The following is a 16,941-nucleotide window of genomic DNA, read 5'->3' on the forward strand; positions in this document are numbered from 1 at the left end:
CTGTGTTCGCCGGACCCGCCGTCAGACGGTGGATACCCCGGCTTTGACCCGCGATGTTACAACGTCGGGGCGCTCGCATCGCAGAAACCGTCCATGACCGGCCTGCCCGCGAAACTGCCCGTCAAGCCAGACGGTCACGCCTCGACTCAGCGTCCTCGCCGGCCATGCACGCACTTCGCGCCCCTCGTAGGGCGTGTAGTCGGCCGCATGGTGAAGCTCCTCGTTGCGGATCGTACGTTCAATCCCCGTATCCCATATCACCAGATCGGCGTCGCTGCCGACCGCGATCGCGCCCTTGCGCGGATACAGTCCGTACAGTTTCGCCGCGTTCGTCGACGTGAGCTGCACGAAGCGGTTGATGTCGATCCGGCCTGCCAGCACCGCCTCCGAGAACAGCAACGGCAGCCGTGTCTCGAGGCCCGGAATGCCGTTGGGCACCTGATGGAATCCGCCACCGGCACCATGCAGCATCTTGCCGTGCGGATCGTCGTAGTTGAAGGGCGCGTGGTCCGACGACACGATCGTGAACATGCCGTTCTGCAATCCGGTCCATACCGCCTGCTGATTCGCCTTGTCGCGCGGCGGCGGGCTGCAGATGCACTTCGCGCCGGCGAAGCCTTCGAGCGCGAGGTCTTCTTCGCTAAGGAAAAGATACTGCGGGCAGGTTTCCGCGAAGATGGGCAGACCCCGGCCGCGCGCCCAGTGAATCTGCTCGATCGCCTCCCGTCCGGAGACGTGGACGATCAGAATCGGCGCCTCCGTCACCTCGGACAACGCAATCGCCCGATGAGTCGCTTCCCGCTCGACCAGCATCGGCCGCGAATCGCCGTGATACTTCGGCGCGGTGAGGCCGGCCGCGAGCAGCCGTTCGGTCAACCAGCCAATGCAGTCGCTGTTCTCCGCATGGATCATCGTCATCGCACCATGAATGCGCGCGCAGGCGAGCACATCGATGATCTGGCGGTCGTCGAGCTTCATGTCGTCGTAGGTCATATAGACCTTGATCGACGTATAACCGTCCGCGATCAGTGCCGGCAGTTCGTCCTTCAGCACAGCCTCTGACGGGTCCGACACAATCAGGTGGAACGCATAGTCGATCGATGCCTTGCCCTCGGCCCGGGTGTGATAGTCCTCGACCGCCGCGCGCACGCTGCGCCCCTTGAACTGCAACGCAAACGGGATGACCGTCGTGGTGCCGCCGCAGGCTGCCGAGCGCGTGCCGGTCAGAAAATCGTCCGCCATCTTCGAGCCGTCGGACGTGGGCTGGTCGAGATGGACGTGTGCATCCACGCCGCCCGGCGTGACGAAGCGGCCCTCGGCATCGATCGTCTCGCGGCCGTCGGGCAAATCGCGGCCGATCGCAACGATGACGCCATCGCGAATGCCGATATCGGCGGTATAGAGATCGGCGGCCGTGGCGATGCGCGCGTTGCGGATCACCGTGTCGAAGCTGGGCTGGTACATAGCGGTCACGCGTGTTTCTCCGTAATCAATGCGAGCGGGCTGCCACGCGTGGCGTGCGGCGCGCCGAGAGCCACGCGCGCCAGCCGCTCCGGCCTGTGTCGTGCGCGGCATAGCCCCGCCCGTAATAGGCTTCGATCTTGCGCTGGAAGAAGCTCCAGATCGTCGTCATCAGCAAGTAGTAAAGCGCGGCCACGATAAACAGCTCGAGCACCATGAAGCGCTCCTGGATGAGTTCCTGCGTGCGCCTGAGCAGTTCCTCCACCGAGATCACCGACGTGATCGAGGTCGTCTTGAGCAGGCTGTTCACGCTATTGCCAAGCGACGGCACGATAAGCCGCATGGCTTGCGGGAAGACGATCTGGCGCATGGTTTGCGCACCCGTCAAACCGAGCGCCTTCGCGGCGCTGGTCTGCCCGCGCGGCACCGCGGTAATGCCCCCCCGGATAATCTCGGCAAGGTATGCCGCCTCGTTGAGGATCAAGCCGATGAGCGCCGCCTCGATCACGGAGAAGCGCAGCCCGACCTGCGGCAGCCCCGTGTACAAAATGATCAGTTGCACCAGCAGCGGCGTCCCACGAAAAATCCATACGTAGAACGCCGCCGGTGCTGACAGCCACTGCTTTCCGGACAGCCGCGCGAACGCGATAAGCGAACCGAGAACAAGGCCGCCCGCGATCGCCACGAGCGTCAGCCAGATGGTCTGAAACGCGCCGCCGATCAAGTACGGGCTGATCAGATACGAGGCGAAACCGTCCCAGCTCCATCCTTTGTTCATTGCTCGACTCCCGGCGATGTAATCAACGTGTTCGTGCGGCGATCACTTCGGCTGTGCGACTGCGATCGGCGCATCGAGCGGCTTGATGCCGTACTTCGCAAACAGCTTCTGGTAGCTGCCGTCCTTCTGCATCTCGTCGAGCACGCCGGCGATCGCGCTCGCGAGAGCCGGGTTCTTCGCCGCAAGCGCGACCGGCGTCGGATGAATGCCGGACACGACACGCGCAAAGCCGCCGCGCTTCTGGTATTCGCCGGCCACCGCGTCGATCGAGACGACCGCTTCAACCTGCCCGGCGCCCAGCGCCTGATAAGCAATCGAGAACGTGTCGAAGGTGCGCAATGTGAACGGCGTCAACCCGCGCGCCGTCATGTCCTTCATCATCGCGCGCGCCTGCGCCTCCTCGAAGCCGCCGATCTCGACACCCACCGTGTGGCCCGCGAGGTCGTCCGTCTTCGTGATCTTCAACGGATTCGACGAGGTGGCGGAAATGCTGATCGCCTGGTTCTCGTACGGAATCATCTGCATGATGCGGGTACGCGCGTCGGTCACGAAAATGCCGGTATTGATGACATCCCAGCGGCCACTTTGCAGACCCGGCACCATCGCGTCAAAATCGATCTTCACGTATTCGGGCGTGAGGCACAGACGCTTGGCAACCTCGTCACCCAATTCGATGCGCATGCCTTTCAGTTGCCCGGAACCGTCGGTGTATTGCAGCGGCGGCAGCGTCGGGTTGGTCGACATGATGAGCGTGCCTTTCTTGATCAGCGCGTCGGCGGGAATCGACGACGTGCACGCGGCAGCGGCTGGCTGGGCGGTCAACGCGGCGGCAAGCGCGAGTGCGCCTGAAAGCAGAAACGGACGGGCAAGCGAGCGGAAGGACATGACATTCTCCAGGAGGAAAAAAGAATCAGGACAGCGTGTTCAGGACGCCGAGCGCCGCGAGGTCCGCGCGCAGCAGTTCGCGATCGGCTTGCGGCAGCGGCAGACGCGGCGCGCGCGGCGCACCCACGGGCAAGCCCATCATCTCGAGGCCGGCCTTGCTTGCCGAGACATAGCGATGACCGCCAACCCAGCGCACGATCGGCAGGATCTCTCGATAAATCGCGAGTCCCGCGTCGAGATCACGCTCGACAGCAGTGCATTCGTAAAGCCGGGCGGACAGTTTCGGCAGCAGGTTCGAACACACCGCCACCCAGCCCTGCGCACCGACGCACATGGATTCGTAACCGAGAATCCCCGCAAACACGGTCATGCGGTCACCGCACAATTCGACGATGTCGCGCACCCGCGTGACCTCCAGCGTCGACTCCTTGATGTAGCTCACGTTGTCGATGTGCGACAGGCGGGCGACGAGTTCCGGCTTCAGGTCGACGTTCGCCGTGGCCGGATTGTTGTAAAGCATGATCGGCAGATCGATCGATTCGCCGATCCGACGGTAGTGCTCAAAGAGTTCGTCTTCGGTCGGCGTGCTGTAGAACGGCGGAATGACCATCACGCCGTCCGCGCCGAGTTCCTGCGCTTCCCGCGAGCGGGCAATGGCGTCGTCGGTCCATTCCATCCCCGTACCGAGCAGCACCGGCACGCGGCCCGCTGCCGCCTCGATCACGGTCTGCGCCACTTCGATCCGCTCCGCGTCCTTCAGCGACAGGAATTCGCCCGTGCTGCCGAGCGGTATGAGCCCATGAATCCCCTCGTCGATCTGCCAGTTCACAAGCTTGCGCAGAGCGGGCACGTCGACATGCTTGCCGTCGGCGGTAAAGGGCGTAATCAGAACGGTGTAGGTGCCGCGGAAAGTTTTCATCGTCGAGCTGGAGTCCGTTTTTTTTGAGTGCTTTGAACTTGCATATTGTTTGTATAGCATTTGTATACAAATTCCATACGTCAAGTTTTTCAAATTCCGGTCACCGTCTGGAAGCTTGCAAAGCCCCATGCAACAAGGTTTTTGATGCGTCTAAAAAAATCGCATATCGCTCCATCCGGCAAGCTCATCTCGTTCGAATACGAAGGCGAGCGCATCCGCGCGCTGGAGGGTGAGTCCATTGCCGCGGCGCTTGCCGACGCCGGCCGTGGGGTGTACCGGGAGACTCGCGGCGGGGAACGGCGCGGGTTGTATTGCGGCATGGGCAACTGCTTCGAGTGCCTCGTGTGCGTGGACGGCAAACAGGGACAACGCGCCTGCATGACGAAGGTGGCGGACGGCATGCAGGTCACCGCGCAGGGCACTGATCGCACCCACGCCGGCGATCATGTGCCGCTCGCCCCGACGCCTGAAGGCGCACAACCGCGCGAGGTCGCCGTCGACGTGCTGGTGGTCGGCGCCGGTCCCGCGGGACTATCGGCGGCGTGCGCGGCCCGCGCGCGTGGTGCATCGGTCGAGGTGATCGACGAGCGCCCTATGGCGGGCGGCCAGTTCTTCAAGCAGATCGCCCCGAGCCACCGGGCTAGCAAACTCGACCGGCAGTTCCGCGAAGGCGCAGCGTTGATCCGGCGTGCTCGCGCGATGGGCGTCACGCTCACGGCGGAGGCGTTCGTCTGGGGCGCATTCGGCCCGCACGAAATCGGTGTGATCGTGAATGGCGCAAGCGTCGTGTTCCGCCCGCAGCAGATCGTGCTCGCGCCCGGTGCATACGAATACACCGCGCCCTTCCCGGGCTGGACCTTGCCCGGCGTGATGACCACCGGCGGCGCGCAAACGCTGGCGCGGGCATATCGCGTGGCGCCGGGCGAGCGGATCGTCATTGCGGGCAACGGGCCGCTGAATCTGCAACTTGCCGCCGAGTTGGTGGCCGGCGGCGCGAATGTCGTGGCGGTTCTCGAACGTGCCGCGCGGCCCGGCTTGCGCCTGTGGCGCGAACTGCTTGCAGCGACTCGCGAAGCGCCCAGCCTGATTCGCGACGGCGCCGCTTACCTCGCCACGCTGCGCGCCGCGAACGTGCCTGTCGCCTGGAACGCACACGTGCTTGAGGCGCGCGGCAAGCAGCGACTCGAAGAAATTACCTACCGTTGCGACGACAAAACCGTCACCCTCGCCTGCGACACCCTGTGCATGGGCGACGGCTTCGCACCGACAACCGATATCGCGCGGGCGCTCGGCTGCACGCATTCGTTCGTCGACAGAGGCATCGGTCACCTCGCCACCGACATCGACGCAAACGGGCAGACGAGCATCGCAGGCGTGTTTGCGGCAGGCGACGGCGCGCGCATCGGCGGCGCCCGGGTCGCGCTTGCGCGTGGGACGCTCGCGGGCCACTCGGCGGCGGATGCGCTACGTCTTCAGTCGAACGCGGACGCCGAGCAGTCGCGTGCTGCGGCACGCCGCGCGTTGGGACGCGCGGACCGTTTCCAGACCGCGCTGTGGAAGATTTTCGCCGCACCGGCGCCGCACCTCGCGGATTTGCCGCGCGACACGATCGTCTGCCGATGCGAGGACGTGACGCAGGGCGCGATCGTCGACCAGCTCGCCGCCGGCCACGACACGCTTGCGTCGATCAAGCGCAACACCCGCCTCGGCATGGGCCGCTGCCAGGGCCGCAATTGCGCGGCGAGTTGCGCAAAGCTCATCGAGGAATCGACTGGCCGTGCCCGCGAGGTCATGCATTTTCTCGCACCGCGTGTGCCGATACGTCCCACGCCGCTCGCCGCGCTCGCGTTCGAGAAGCCCGAATGGGGCGGCCATCGCAAAGCGTCCACACCGAACATTGCGCGGCCTGTCAAAGAACCCGCACTGGGCGATCAGACTACCGACGTGCTCGTGATCGGCGGCGGCGTGATGGGTGCATGTCTCGCTCATTTTCTGAGCCGTGCCGGCCGCGATGTGCTGGTGGTAGACCGCGACGATCTCAACCTGCAAGCGTCCGGCGCGAACGCGGGCAGCCTGCACGTTCAACTGCTGTCGTTCGATTTCGGCAAGAAGGCCCGCGCGGGCGGGACGCCCGCCGCCAACACGCTCGCGCTCGGCCCTGCGTCGGTGCGGCTGTGGCAGCAGCTAGAACGCGACAGCGGCGACAACCTCGAAATCCGCGTGACGGGCGGTTTGATGGTGGCCGACAGCGAGGCCGGCATGCGCTTCCTCGAACAGAAGATCGCGCTCGAAAAGCAGTTTGGCATCGAAGCGGAACTGCTCGATGCACGCGGCCTGCTCGCGTTGTCGCCACATCTTTCGCCCGCACTGCTCGGCGCGGAATATTGCCCGATGGAAGGCAAGATCAATCCGCTGCGCGCAACCTACGCCGTCATGCGCCTCGCCGGCGCGCAGGGCGCGCGCTTCCAGCGTGCGACCAACGTCACGGCGATCATGCGCGATCGCAACGGCTTTTCTGTCGACACGAGCCGCGGCCGGATTCGCTCACGTGTCGTGGTGAACGCCGCCGGCGCATGGGCGAAAGAGATCGGCGCGATGCTCGGCGTGCACGTTCCGGTGGCGGGTGCGCCGTTGCAGATGATCGCGACGGAACCCGCGCCGAAGCTCGTCGACCATCTGATCGCCCACGCCGACCGCCATCTGAGCCTGAAGCAGACCGCGACCGGCGGCATTCTGATCGGCGGCGGCTGGACCGCCGCGTTCGACCCCGCGCGGCGCATGAACCACGCGACGCGCGAGAGCATCGAAGGCAATGCCTGGGTCGCGAGCCACGTGCTGCCCGCGCTCAATGGCATGCACATGGTGCGCGCCTGGGCCGGCATGAATATCGACATCGACGGCGCGCCCATTGTCGGCCCCGTTGCAGGTGTTCCCGGCTTCTTCAATGCCGTGACGTCGAACGGCTACACGCTTGCGCCAATCGTGTCGCAGTTGGTCACCGATCTCATTCTCCAACGTACCCCGGAGCTTGACGTTGCGCCCTTTTTGCTCGACCGCTTTGCATCAGCGTGAAGCCTATTCAGGTTCATTGACCCGAAAAATCCCGACATTGGCCATGCCGAACTGAAAACCCGCATCGTCGCCTGGATTGACGAGTACGGCGCGCTCATCTACGCGGAGTGCGCCGGTACTCGGCCGACAGGTTAGCTCTGCGCTACACCACACCTTTCCGAACCTTAGCGCGACTACCCAAGTGCGGGATTAACTGACATAAATTTCAGAAAAGACCTACATAAATCACCCTTGATTGCAACGTCCCTTGAGCCGTAAACCGGTTGTGTAGGCATGGCGTGTGGAAATTTGTCTTATCGTCTACCGCGAAGCGCGGGATAGCCCAAACACGCCCTGGATCTATGACGCTTCCGCACACATAGCCACTCAACAACTCAACAACTCATCGGGAAAGTCAGGAATGAACGACCGGGTCACAGCTACGCACTTTTCATGTCGATAAGGAGTTTGTTGCGTCTTCGTCCAACTGCTCTAGCCCTCGACGTAGGAACGGCAAACACGCGAATTCACATTTCCGGGGCCGGCGTGGTTCTGAGTCAGGCGTCTGTGCTGTGTACTCATGGACGCGACTCGTTAAAAGCGCGCGGTCGTCCGACGCTGTCCGTGGGTGACGAGGCCAGGAGAATGCTCGGCCGGCTGCCGCAAAACATCGAAGCCATCACGCCGATTCGCGGCGGCGTCATCTCTGACTTCTCGGCAAGCGAGCAGATGATCCGGCAATTCGTGCATCACGCCTGCAAAGGCCGATGGCTGCCGAACGCGCCACGAATCACCGTCACCGTTCCGGGCGACGCGACCCAGGTGGAGCGCCGGGCCTTCAAGGAAGCGATACAGGGTGCCGGTGCGTCCCACGTTGCGCTGCTCGCGAAACCGCTGGCCGCCGCCCTCGGCGCCGGGCTCGCTATTTCCGATGCGACAGGTTGCATGGTCGTCGACATTGGCGCGGGCACGACTGAGATCGGCGTCATTGCGCTCGGTTGCGTCGTGCGCGGAGCATCCGCCCGCGTGGGAGGCGACACGCTCGACCAGGCCATTGTCAACTACGTTCGCCGTACGCACGGTTTGCTGATCGGCGAGCACACCGCGCAACGGGTCAAGCTGGAGATCGGCTGCGCCCTTCCACTCAGGGACGACCTGTTTGCGGAAGTGACCGGCCGCAGCCTGGCGGAAGGCACACCGCGCACCATGACCCTGTCGAGCCAGGAGGTCTATGAAGCGTTCGTCGAGCCACTCGGGCAAATCGTGTCGCTGCTAAGACGCGTCCTGGAAAGCACCCCGCCGGAGCTTGCAGCCGACATCGCCGATCGCGGGTTCATGCTGACCGGCGGAAGCGCCATGCTGCGAGGCCTCGATCAACGCCTGCGCGAGGAAACGGGACTGGCCGTGGCGGTCGCTGAACAACCGATGACGTGTGTCATTCGCGGCACCGGGTTCGCAATCGAGACGCTCGATCCGGACTTCTTTGCGTAGCGGACACACCGACCTGCCTCGGCCGGCAGCGGTCACCTTCCTGCAGGCCGTTCTGGTGTTCGACGGTCGGTGGTATCTCCTTGCGGGGCGTGAGCGTCATTCCTTGCAGAAGGCGTCGTATAACGTATCGAAGCCCGGGGTGTCGTCGTCAAATCGCACCGCGCCCCCGATCGTGTAAAACCGTTGGTAGCCGGTGTGGCCACCGAAACCGCTATTCGACTTGACCGAACCGCAGTAGGCCCTCGACGTCCGGACCTCGTTCCTGAACCGCGCGCTATCCGGGTCCTTCAGTTCCCGCAGCACGTTGGCGTGTCCGAGGTTGACCGGGTCTAGCGGATTGTCCGCGTAGCGGCTGTGCGAGGTAAAGACGGGTAACGGTTCGTCCCCGGTGTCAGGGCTATGTATCCGCGTGACGATCCCGACCACGCTCGCAATCGTGCAGATCACGGCGAGCAGCGAGCCGATTGCTCGTAACTGTTTCATGGTTTTTCTTCCTTGTTAGCTGACATGCGGCAGCACGGACAGCACTTGCTCGATGTGTGAATTTTTGATCCATGTGTAATAGTCCAGGCTCGCGTTGTCGTTTCAGAATGACTGGCCTCATGCCTGTGCTCAGCACGGGATCCGGCTGTCATCCGGCGAATCCGCAGCTTTGCGCAGCGCGGTTCCGTCCGGTTCCGTGAACCGTGTCTCCAGGACGTCGTCCCTGCCTGCTCGAAACATTGCTGCGATCAGCAGACCAAGGCACGCGCCAAAGGATCCCCCCACTCCCAAGCCAAATAAGAATTCCATCGCTTTCCCCCGTTGCAATTGATTGCAGGATAGAAACCAACCGTTCATTTACTGTCGGTGAGAGGCGCGCGCTCGACATAACGCACCCCGCGCAGCACTATCCTGATACTCCCAGCGCATCACACCATCCTCGCCAATGTCGACCGCGATCACGCCGCGCTGATAGCATTCGCGGTTGCAGGCTTTCAACCGTCGCGCCTGACACGAGAGATCCAACGACAAGGATCACGCTGAGGATGCGAGACGTAGCTTCGTTTCCCGTCCTGCGGGAAATGCGAATGACGCGTTGCCGACCTGGTGACTCGCTCATCCGGAGCGCCATCGAACGGGTTTGTTGCGTCTGCGGTCCGACGCGGCGATAAGAAATGGATTGCTGGGTCGCCATGACGGCGACCGGCGTGTATGGACATGGTCTCCCCCCGATTCGCGTAGTGCCTTTTTGCTGCTTGTGTCGCTGTATTGAATTTGCTCGACACAGCGTCTTTATGGTCTGTAGCGTGCCGATGCAAATAGCGGGCCACCCCTGACTTCCCAAGGCCAGCACCTGAAGCAGGGGCGGGGAGGCTTCTCCAAAGCTAACCGCTGGCACAAACTGTCTCAGTCATGGAACACGCTGGAGCGGAAGTGTCGGCATCGAACCGGTCACCGGGACGCGCTAACCATGCGCTTTTCGTTGCCGTGGGCGCGTTACGACGGTGTTTATCCGCATCGCGGACGCGAGCGCCGAAAACGTCGCAAAAATGAGAATGAGAGGTGCTGCGAGGTGTCTGGGATAGTGTGACGCACGCAGCAGATGCCGCTTAAGCGCGAAATGTTGGCGGATTGGCCCGAAGCACGGGAGAGATTTCCGTGCGCGTTTCGGACTGGGAAAGTCGCGCATGCGACGCTCGCGTTCGCGTGTCGGTTGGTGGGTGTTCTCTGCGCGGTTGTTTAGCCGGGCTGCAGCTTTGACGAACACGTGCCTTACGCTTGCCAGCTCTGGAATCTCAGCCTTGACGTTCACGCGTCCAACTTTTTGACACGTAGTTTTCGAACTAACCGCTCTGGCTCTCCAGCGCCCGAATAATATCTTTGGATAAACCGACTTCTGCCAGGATCGGAAAGATACGCTCTATCGAATTCTTCATTGCATCGACGTTGAAATCAGTCGTCGCGTCCGATGCAATGGTGACATTGAATCCCAATTCATAGGCCTGACGCACTGTCGACTCGACACCAATGCTTGCAGCTGTTCCGCAAATGACGACTTGGGTTATACCCAGATCGACAATTCGCTGTTGGAGGTCGGTGCCGGTAAAGGCGCCCCATGAAGATCTGGTGATAACGATATCGGAGGCCTGCTGCCCCAGTTCAGGCACGAATGCCTGGGCTTCGGGCGAAAACGAGTAAGCGCTGCCTTCAGGCGCAACATCGCTGCGACCGCCGCGTCCACCTTGCATTCGCACTAGCACGACCGGTCGAGCAAGGTTGCGGAACGCCACCGCGAGGCGCGCTGCAGCGCCATACGCTTCCGGGCCCAAGCTACCCGTATAGCGTCGCGTGCCCTCCTGGAAGTCGATCACAAGGAGAGCCGAGCTAAGATCAAGCGTGCGAATCGGCATAACCATTCTCCTGAATTGCCCCGTCAACAAGCACGGTTGGCCGCAAACGATGCCCTCGTTGACGGAAACAAATACCAAAAGCCGTCTTCGTGACGAAAGAACAGAATCGACAGGGGCCTCGACGTACAAACGAATTCGACGCGCACACACCGACACGGTTGCGATCGGGACCGGCCGACGCGCGTCAGCCGGATGCCTCCCGCCTCGTACGGCCCTGACCACTTTTCCACCAGATGTCGCAGTGACCGGCGCTCTGAATTCACTTGCACCTCCTCGCTTCACGCATAGAGTGATACACGCCCCAAGCGCCAGAAATTGCCGAAGCCTTCAGACCTGATGCACGACCTTGTTGTTCAGCGCCTCGACGAGTTCCGGTACCACTGAGAACAGGTCACCAACCAGGCCATAGTCGGCGACACTGAAGATCGGCGCCTCAGGGTCCTTGTTGATTGCAACAACGACTCGCGAATCCTTCATGCCCGCGAGGTGCTGGATAGCGCCTGAAATCCCGACAGCCACGTAAAGTTCTGGCGCGACGATCTTGCCGGTTTGACCAACCTGATAGTCGTTCGGCGCAAAGCCCGCATCCACGGCAGCCCGCGATGCGCCCATCGCGGCGCCCAGCGTATCTGCCAGCGGTTCGAGCACCTTCGCGTAATTCTCCGGACTGCCCACCCCGCGACCGCCCGAGACAACGCGTCGCGCACTGGAAAGTTCCGGCCGATCCAGTTTCGTCACTTCTCGGCGCACAATCCGCGATGACAGGCCAGCGTCGATCGACGCAACGTTCTCCTGCACCGCACCGCCACCTTCTTCGGAAGCGGCGTTGAAAGCCGTCGTACGCACCGTGATGACCTTGACAGGGTCATGCGATTTCACCGTTGCGATCGCGTTGCCGGCGTATATCGGACGTTCGAAAGTATCTGCCGAAACAATGGACGTCACATCGCTGATCTGGGCCACATCGAGCCTTGCTGCGATGCGTGGAGCGATGTTTTTCCCATACACGGTCGCGGGCGTCAGAATGTACCCGTAGGCTCCCTGCAACGCCGTCACGGTCGCGGCGATGTTCTCTGCCAGATCTCCCTCAGGGAAGGCTGCATCAGCGAGCAGCACTTTCGAGACACCCGCAATTCTTGCTGCCGCTTCTGATACGGCTTTTACGTTATGACCGGCGACCAGTACGTGAATGTCACCTTCAGCCAATGTGGCGATCAGCGCAGCAGCGCCTATCGTGTTGAGCGTCGAACTTTTAAGGCGGGCGTTGTCGTGCTCCGCGATTACTAGAATTGTCATCGACCTTCTCTCCTGGTTCTTTTGTCTAGACGATCTTCGCTTCCGTCCTGAGCTTCTGTACAAGCGCATCGACGTCCGGCAGCGTCACGCCAGCGGATCGCCTGGGCGGCTCGCTGATTTTGAGGGTTTGAAGACGCGGCGCGACATCGACACCCAGATCTGCCGGCGTCACGGTTTCCAGTGGCTTTCTTTTGGCCTTCATGATGTTCGGCAACGTGACATATCGCGGCTCATTCAGGCGCAGATCGGTCGTGATCACTGCAGGCAGCTTCAGCGACAACGTCTCGGCACCGCCATCGACTTCACGCGACACCGTCGCGCGGCCATCCGCCACTACGACCTTCGATGCAAACGTTGCCTGCGGCAGGCCAGCCAGTGCAGCCAGCATCTGGCCCGTCTGGTTCGAGTCATCGTCGATGGCCTGTTTTCCGAGGACCACGAGTTGAGGCTGCTCCCTGTCGACCAGCGCCTTCAGCAATTTGGCAACGGCCAGTGGCTGAAGCTCCTCATTCGACTCAACGTGAATCGCGCGGTCCGCGCCGATCGCCAACGCGGTACGCAGTGTTTCCTGGCATTGCGCGACACCCGCCGATACCGCCACCACTTCCGTGGCAATACCCGCTTCCTTTAAACGCACGGCCTCTTCCACCGCAATCTCGTCAAACGGATTCATCGACATTTTTACGTTCGCGATATCGACAGCGGTGCCGTCGGACTTCACGCTGATCTTCACATTGGCATCCACTACCCGCTTCACTGCAACGAGGATCTTCAATCTTCTTCTCCAGATTTAACGAATGAATTACTGATCAGCCGCTGGCGCGCGCGCAGGAGAAGGCGCACGACGTAATCCCCCGTAGCTCGACCATGACCCCGCGATGAGGTAGCCCGCATCGACGGGCAGGTTTATCCCTGTAACAGCCGCAGCCCACCCGGACGCCAGAAAAAGAACGGCTCGGGCGATATCCTCTGCTTGCACCAGCGTGCCCAAAGCAGTGCTGTTGGCCAGTTCCTGCTCCTCGAGCGTATGAGAGTCGAGTCCGCGTGCGAGCGCAGGCGTCATCGTGAAACCGGGCGACACGCAGTTCACACGCACACCTTTCGGTCCCCACTCGCCAGCAAGACATTCAGTCAGGTTGATGACGCCAGCCTTTGCCGGCGCATATGAATGAAGCGGCCCCGAACGCATCCCCGCGACAGAAGCAATATTGACGATGCTTCCCTGCCCGCGCGTTGCCATCGCCGAACCAAACCTACGGCAACATAGATAGGTTCCCCGCAAATTGACGCGAGCAACGCGGTCCCATTCATTGAGGCTCAACTCATGCGGGGGCAATGTACGTTGCAGCACGCCTGCAGAGTTCACGAGAATATCAACGCTGCCAAGCTGCGTATCGATTTGCGCAGCGGCCGCCTCGACAGAGACCTCATCGCCGACATCGATTTCTACCGCACTGCCGCCGATTTCGCTGACCGTGCGACGGGCGCTCGCGATGTCCCGGTCCGCGATGACGACGCATGCACCCGCCGAGATCAGCAACCTGGCCGTAGCCAGTCCGATGCCGCTGGCCCCGCCCGTCACCACCGCGCATTTCCCGCCCAGATCGATTTCCATTTCGACAACGCTCCTGATGGGACAAACTGGCCCGCGCCAGTCTTCTTTCGACATTGATGAATCACCATTCACATATCGTAGTAACGTGCTCCGATGTTAGTCAAGGTGTGAGAGGCTCTGATCAGGGTAAACCGGGTGGACGGTTTCTAATTGAATCGATATCGTTGCTGCGCAAGGGTTTCCACTGAGGCAGATCGGCGTTGACAGGCGCGTACCTCACCTCATAACATGAATCACGGTTCATAAATCACCAAACATCTCGCCATCGCGAAACCCATCCAGAGAGAGCCCGTGGCCAATCAACGAAACGCTCCAGCACTGCTAACCCTGTACCGCACGATCAAAACGATCCGCACTGTTGAAAACAGCCTCACCCGGCTGTTCGCGGACGGCGAAGTACCGGGCTTCATTCACCTGAGCATTGGTCAGGAGGCCATCGCAGCCGGCGTGTGCGCCGCCCTGTCGCCACAGGACACGCTAGCCACAACCCATCGCGGTCATGGACACGTGCTGGCTCGTGGCCTCTCGCTGGATCATTTTTTCAAGGAGATATTGGGCAAGGCAGGCGGCGTGTGCGCAGGCCGCGGCGGTTCGATGCATGTCGCCGACATGGACCTCGGCATTCTCGGCGCGAACGGAATTGTCGGCGCGGGTATCCCGATCGCCTTGGGTAGCGCGATCGCCCATCAGGTGCGCGAAACGCAAGGCGTCGCAGTTGCCTTCTTCGGTGACGGCGCGATGGCAGAAGGCGTCTTGCACGAAACATTGAACATGGCCGCATTGTGGCGGCTGCCGTTGCTACTGGTCTGCGAGAACAACGGCTGGTCCGAATTTTCACCGACGAGCCGCCAGTTCGCAGCGCAGCTCGAAGGGCTGGCGGCTGCATTCGGCATCGCATACACGCCGGTCGACGGCAGCGACGTGCTGGCCGTATCCGATGCCGCGAAGACAGCCGTTGATCGCGCAAGGCAAGGCGAAGGCCCGGTAATCCTCGAGTGCGTTACCCAGCGTGTGCGAGGCCACTACGAAGGCGACCCGCAAAAGTACCGTGCGCCCGAAGAACTGGCCGCGCTAGCGGACTTCGATCCTGTCGCGCGCACTGCGGCGGCGTTGCTGGCGCAAGGAGTAACGACGGAGGAAATCGACGGCATCAACGAAACGGTCGAAGCTGAAGTGGCTGCCGCTGTCGATGCCGCACGCGCCGATGCGGAGCCCTCCTACGACACGGCGCGTCAAGACGTCTACACGCTGGCTGCATAGGAGACGTGCCATGACCGAACTGAAATATGCCCAGGCCGTCAACCGTGCACTGCATGACGCGATGAGTGCCGACCCGACCGTCATGTTGCTGGGCGAAGACATCGCGGCCGCTGGCGGCTCCTTCAAGGCGACCCGGGGCCTTCTGGAAACATACGGACCCGCACGTGTGCGCGACACGCCCATTTCCGAGGCCAGCCTTGCCTCGCTCGCCGTAGGAGCGGCCATGACGGGCGTGAAACCGGTCGTCGAAATCATGTTTATGGATTTCGTGACGCTGGCCATGGATGCCCTCGTCAATCAGGCCGCAAAAGCGCGCTTTATGTTTGGCGGCCGCTCCAGCGTACCGATGGTCTTGCGAACGCCGCACGGCGGCGGTCTGAACGCCGGTCCTCAGCACTCGCAGTGCCTCGAGGCATGGCTCGCTCACGTACCGGGCCTGAAAGTCGTTTGCCCAAGCACGCCCGCAGACGCATACGGTTTACTGCGCGCCGCCATTGACGACCCGGATCCCGTCATCGTCGTCGAGCACAAGGCAATGTACGGCAACAAGGGCGAAGTCGATCTCACCGCCAGTATTCCAATCGGGGCGGCACGAACGGCGCGAGCGGGACGCGACGTCACCCTTGTCACCTATGGCGCAACGGTCGCTACATCGTGTCAGGCGGCGGAAAAGCTGGCCGCCGAAGGCATCGAAGTCGAAGTCATCGATCTGCGCAGCTTGCAGCCCTGGGACAAACAGGCCGTGTATGCATCGCTTGCACGCACGCACCGGTTGGTCATCGTGCACGAAGCCGTCGAGGCGTTCGGTGTCGGGGCGGAAATCGCGGCGCGTGTCGCCGAGGATGCGTTCGACGAACTCGATGCCCCGATCCTTCGCGTCGCGGCCCCCTTTATGCCGGTGCCGTTTGCACGCTCTCTCGAAGCGCGTTACGTCGTCACGCCCGAGCGAATCTGCGCTGCCGTGCGCCAGTCGATATCTTGAGAAGGAACTGCCATGAACCAGGAACAAGCTGTACTCGTTGAACGCCGCGGCCCGGTCGGCGTGCTCACCATCAACCGTCCCAAGTACCTCAACGCACTCGATATCCCGACCTTGCTCTGCCTCGAAGAAGCACTCGGTCAACTGGAGCGCGATGCTGCCGTCAAAGCCATCGTGGTGACAGGTGCCGGAGACCGCGCCTTCGTGGCAGGCGGCGATATCGCGGATCTGAACAGCCGACAGGGCCTCGCGCACTACCAGGAGTTCGCGGAAATCATTCATCGCGTGTTCCGCCGGTTCGAGGACACCGACAAACCCACCGTCGCCGCGGTCAATGGCTGGGCTTTGGGTGGTGGCACCGAGTTGCTGCTGACGCTCGACATCCGGCTGGTCTCGGACCGCGCGCGACTCGGCCTGCCTGAAATCAACCTTGGCCTGTTCCCCGGCGCCGGCGGCTCGCAACGTCTGATTCGGCAGATTCCGCTTTGCCGTGCCAAGGAGCTGATGTTCACCGGCGACCAGATCAGCGCGGAAGAGGCTGTCGCACTGGGTCTGTGCAACCGTGTCGTGCAGGCTGACGCGTTGCTGAACGAGGCGCTGGCCCTCGCGGAACGGATCGCTCAAAAATCGCCGCTCGTGCTCAAGCTGCTCAAACGCAATGTGCGCCAGGGCCAGGAAATGCCGCTCGGCGCTGCGCTCTCCCATGAGCAGGCCATCATCGGCCTGGTGCTCGATACACGCGACGCCCACGAAGGCTGTCAGGCATTCCTCGACAAGCGCCCGGCCGACTTCAGGGGGCAATGATCGTGCTGC

General features: G+C 62.2%; 14 protein-coding genes and 1 pseudogene. 5 read left to right on the forward strand and 10 right to left on the reverse strand.

The window, feature by feature from the left end; all coding sequences use genetic code 11:
- Positions 1-21: 21 nt before the first annotated feature.
- The 4 genes from hydA to DSC91_RS12075 are packed head-to-tail and all read right to left on the reverse strand — an operon-like array spanning position 22 to position 4,043.
- Positions 22-1,464, reverse strand: a complete 1,443-nt coding sequence (gene hydA / locus DSC91_RS12060; RefSeq protein WP_115778416.1) for a dihydropyrimidinase — start codon at positions 1,462-1,464, stop codon at positions 22-24.
- Between the two features lie 25 nt (positions 1,465-1,489).
- Positions 1,490-2,239, reverse strand: coding sequence for an amino acid ABC transporter permease (locus DSC91_RS12065; protein WP_115778418.1), 750 nt, complete (start codon positions 2,237-2,239; stop codon positions 1,490-1,492).
- 42 nt (positions 2,240-2,281) lie between these two features.
- On the reverse strand, positions 2,282-3,124 hold the full coding sequence (locus DSC91_RS12070) for an ABC transporter substrate-binding protein (protein ID WP_115778420.1): 843 nt from the start codon (positions 3,122-3,124) through the stop codon (positions 2,282-2,284).
- A gap of 25 nt (positions 3,125-3,149) precedes the next feature.
- Positions 3,150-4,043 carry a dihydrodipicolinate synthase family protein gene (locus tag DSC91_RS12075; RefSeq protein WP_115778422.1) on the reverse strand — a complete coding sequence of 298 codons (894 nt, stop codon included), beginning with the start codon at positions 4,041-4,043 and terminating at the stop codon, positions 3,150-3,152.
- 144 nt (positions 4,044-4,187) lie between these two features.
- Here DSC91_RS12075 and DSC91_RS12080 point away from each other — a divergent pair, with 144 nt between their 5' ends.
- Both DSC91_RS12080 and mreB read left to right on the forward strand, forming a co-directional pair.
- Complete coding sequence (locus tag DSC91_RS12080; protein WP_115778424.1) at positions 4,188-7,115, forward strand: FAD-dependent oxidoreductase; 2,928 nt, start codon at positions 4,188-4,190, stop codon at positions 7,113-7,115.
- Positions 7,116-7,547: 432 nt separating this feature from the next.
- Positions 7,548-8,585, forward strand: a complete 1,038-nt coding sequence (gene mreB, locus DSC91_RS12085; RefSeq protein WP_162831376.1) for a rod shape-determining protein — start codon at positions 7,548-7,550, stop codon at positions 8,583-8,585.
- A 96-nt stretch (positions 8,586-8,681) separates the two neighbouring features.
- On the opposite strand, the gene DSC91_RS12090 is transcribed toward mreB, so the two are convergent.
- From DSC91_RS12090 to DSC91_RS12120, 6 genes and pseudogenes are all read right to left on the reverse strand, one after another.
- Positions 8,682-9,068 carry a hypothetical protein gene (locus tag DSC91_RS12090; RefSeq protein ID WP_115778426.1) on the reverse strand — a complete coding sequence of 129 codons (387 nt, stop codon included), beginning with the start codon at positions 9,066-9,068 and terminating at the stop codon, positions 8,682-8,684.
- 964 nt (positions 9,069-10,032) lie between these two features.
- A pseudogene (locus DSC91_RS37845) lies at positions 10,033-10,371 on the reverse strand (hypothetical protein); the annotation flags it as partial.
- Positions 10,372-10,411: 40 nt separating this feature from the next.
- The gene (locus DSC91_RS12100) at positions 10,412-10,978 is read right to left on the reverse strand and encodes an isochorismatase family protein (RefSeq protein ID WP_115778427.1); all 567 of its coding nucleotides are present in this window, start codon (positions 10,976-10,978) and stop codon (positions 10,412-10,414) included.
- A 327-nt stretch (positions 10,979-11,305) separates the two neighbouring features.
- Positions 11,306-12,274: an electron transfer flavoprotein subunit alpha/FixB family protein gene (locus tag DSC91_RS12110; RefSeq protein WP_115778431.1), complete on the reverse strand. Its 969-nt coding sequence runs from the start codon at positions 12,272-12,274 to the stop codon at positions 11,306-11,308.
- A 25-nt stretch (positions 12,275-12,299) separates the two neighbouring features.
- Positions 12,300-13,049, reverse strand: coding sequence for an electron transfer flavoprotein subunit beta/FixA family protein (locus DSC91_RS12115; RefSeq protein WP_115778433.1), 750 nt, complete (start codon positions 13,047-13,049; stop codon positions 12,300-12,302).
- A gap of 27 nt (positions 13,050-13,076) precedes the next feature.
- Complete coding sequence (locus DSC91_RS12120) at positions 13,077-13,889, reverse strand: SDR family NAD(P)-dependent oxidoreductase (protein WP_115778435.1); 813 nt, start codon at positions 13,887-13,889, stop codon at positions 13,077-13,079.
- Positions 13,890-14,180: 291 nt separating this feature from the next.
- On the opposite strand from DSC91_RS12120, the gene DSC91_RS12125 reads away from it, so the two are divergent.
- The 3 genes from DSC91_RS12125 to DSC91_RS12135 are packed head-to-tail and all read left to right on the forward strand — an operon-like array spanning position 14,181 to position 16,932.
- Positions 14,181-15,149: a thiamine pyrophosphate-dependent dehydrogenase E1 component subunit alpha gene (locus DSC91_RS12125; protein WP_229758362.1), complete on the forward strand. Its 969-nt coding sequence runs from the start codon at positions 14,181-14,183 to the stop codon at positions 15,147-15,149.
- Between the two features lie 10 nt (positions 15,150-15,159).
- Positions 15,160-16,131 carry an alpha-ketoacid dehydrogenase subunit beta gene (locus DSC91_RS12130; protein WP_115778439.1) on the forward strand — a complete coding sequence of 324 codons (972 nt, stop codon included), beginning with the start codon at positions 15,160-15,162 and terminating at the stop codon, positions 16,129-16,131.
- A gap of 12 nt (positions 16,132-16,143) precedes the next feature.
- Complete coding sequence (locus DSC91_RS12135) at positions 16,144-16,932, forward strand: enoyl-CoA hydratase/isomerase family protein (RefSeq protein ID WP_115778441.1); 789 nt, start codon at positions 16,144-16,146, stop codon at positions 16,930-16,932.
- Positions 16,933-16,941 lie beyond the last annotated feature (9 nt).

The organism is Paraburkholderia caffeinilytica (assembly GCF_003368325.1).
GTDB classification, from domain to species: Bacteria; Pseudomonadota; Gammaproteobacteria; order Burkholderiales; family Burkholderiaceae; genus Paraburkholderia; species Paraburkholderia caffeinilytica.

Excerpts from the sequence above, each read along its gene's own strand:
- hydA (WP_115778416.1), bottom strand. The coding sequence starts at position 1,464 with ATGTACCAGCCCAGCTTCGACACGGTGATCCGCAACGCGCGCATCGCC.
- DSC91_RS12065 (WP_115778418.1), bottom strand. The coding sequence starts at position 2,239 with ATGAACAAAGGATGGAGCTGGGACGGTTTCGCCTCGTATCTGATCAGC.
- DSC91_RS12070 (WP_115778420.1), bottom strand. The coding sequence starts at position 3,124 with ATGTCCTTCCGCTCGCTTGCCCGTCCGTTTCTGCTTTCAGGCGCACTC.
- DSC91_RS12075 (WP_115778422.1), bottom strand. The coding sequence starts at position 4,043 with ATGAAAACTTTCCGCGGCACCTACACCGTTCTGATTACGCCCTTTACC.
- DSC91_RS12080 (WP_115778424.1), top strand. The coding sequence starts at position 4,188 with ATGCGTCTAAAAAAATCGCATATCGCTCCATCCGGCAAGCTCATCTCG.
- mreB (WP_162831376.1), top strand. The coding sequence starts at position 7,548 with ATGTCGATAAGGAGTTTGTTGCGTCTTCGTCCAACTGCTCTAGCCCTC.
- DSC91_RS12090 (WP_115778426.1), bottom strand. The coding sequence starts at position 9,068 with ATGAAACAGTTACGAGCAATCGGCTCGCTGCTCGCCGTGATCTGCACG.
- DSC91_RS12100 (WP_115778427.1), bottom strand. The coding sequence starts at position 10,978 with ATGCCGATTCGCACGCTTGATCTTAGCTCGGCTCTCCTTGTGATCGAC.
- DSC91_RS12110 (WP_115778431.1), bottom strand. The coding sequence starts at position 12,274 with ATGACAATTCTAGTAATCGCGGAGCACGACAACGCCCGCCTTAAAAGT.
- DSC91_RS12120 (WP_115778435.1), bottom strand. The coding sequence starts at position 13,889 with ATGGAAATCGATCTGGGCGGGAAATGCGCGGTGGTGACGGGCGGGGCC.
- DSC91_RS12130 (WP_115778439.1), top strand. The coding sequence starts at position 15,160 with ATGACCGAACTGAAATATGCCCAGGCCGTCAACCGTGCACTGCATGAC.
- DSC91_RS12135 (WP_115778441.1), top strand. The coding sequence starts at position 16,144 with ATGAACCAGGAACAAGCTGTACTCGTTGAACGCCGCGGCCCGGTCGGC.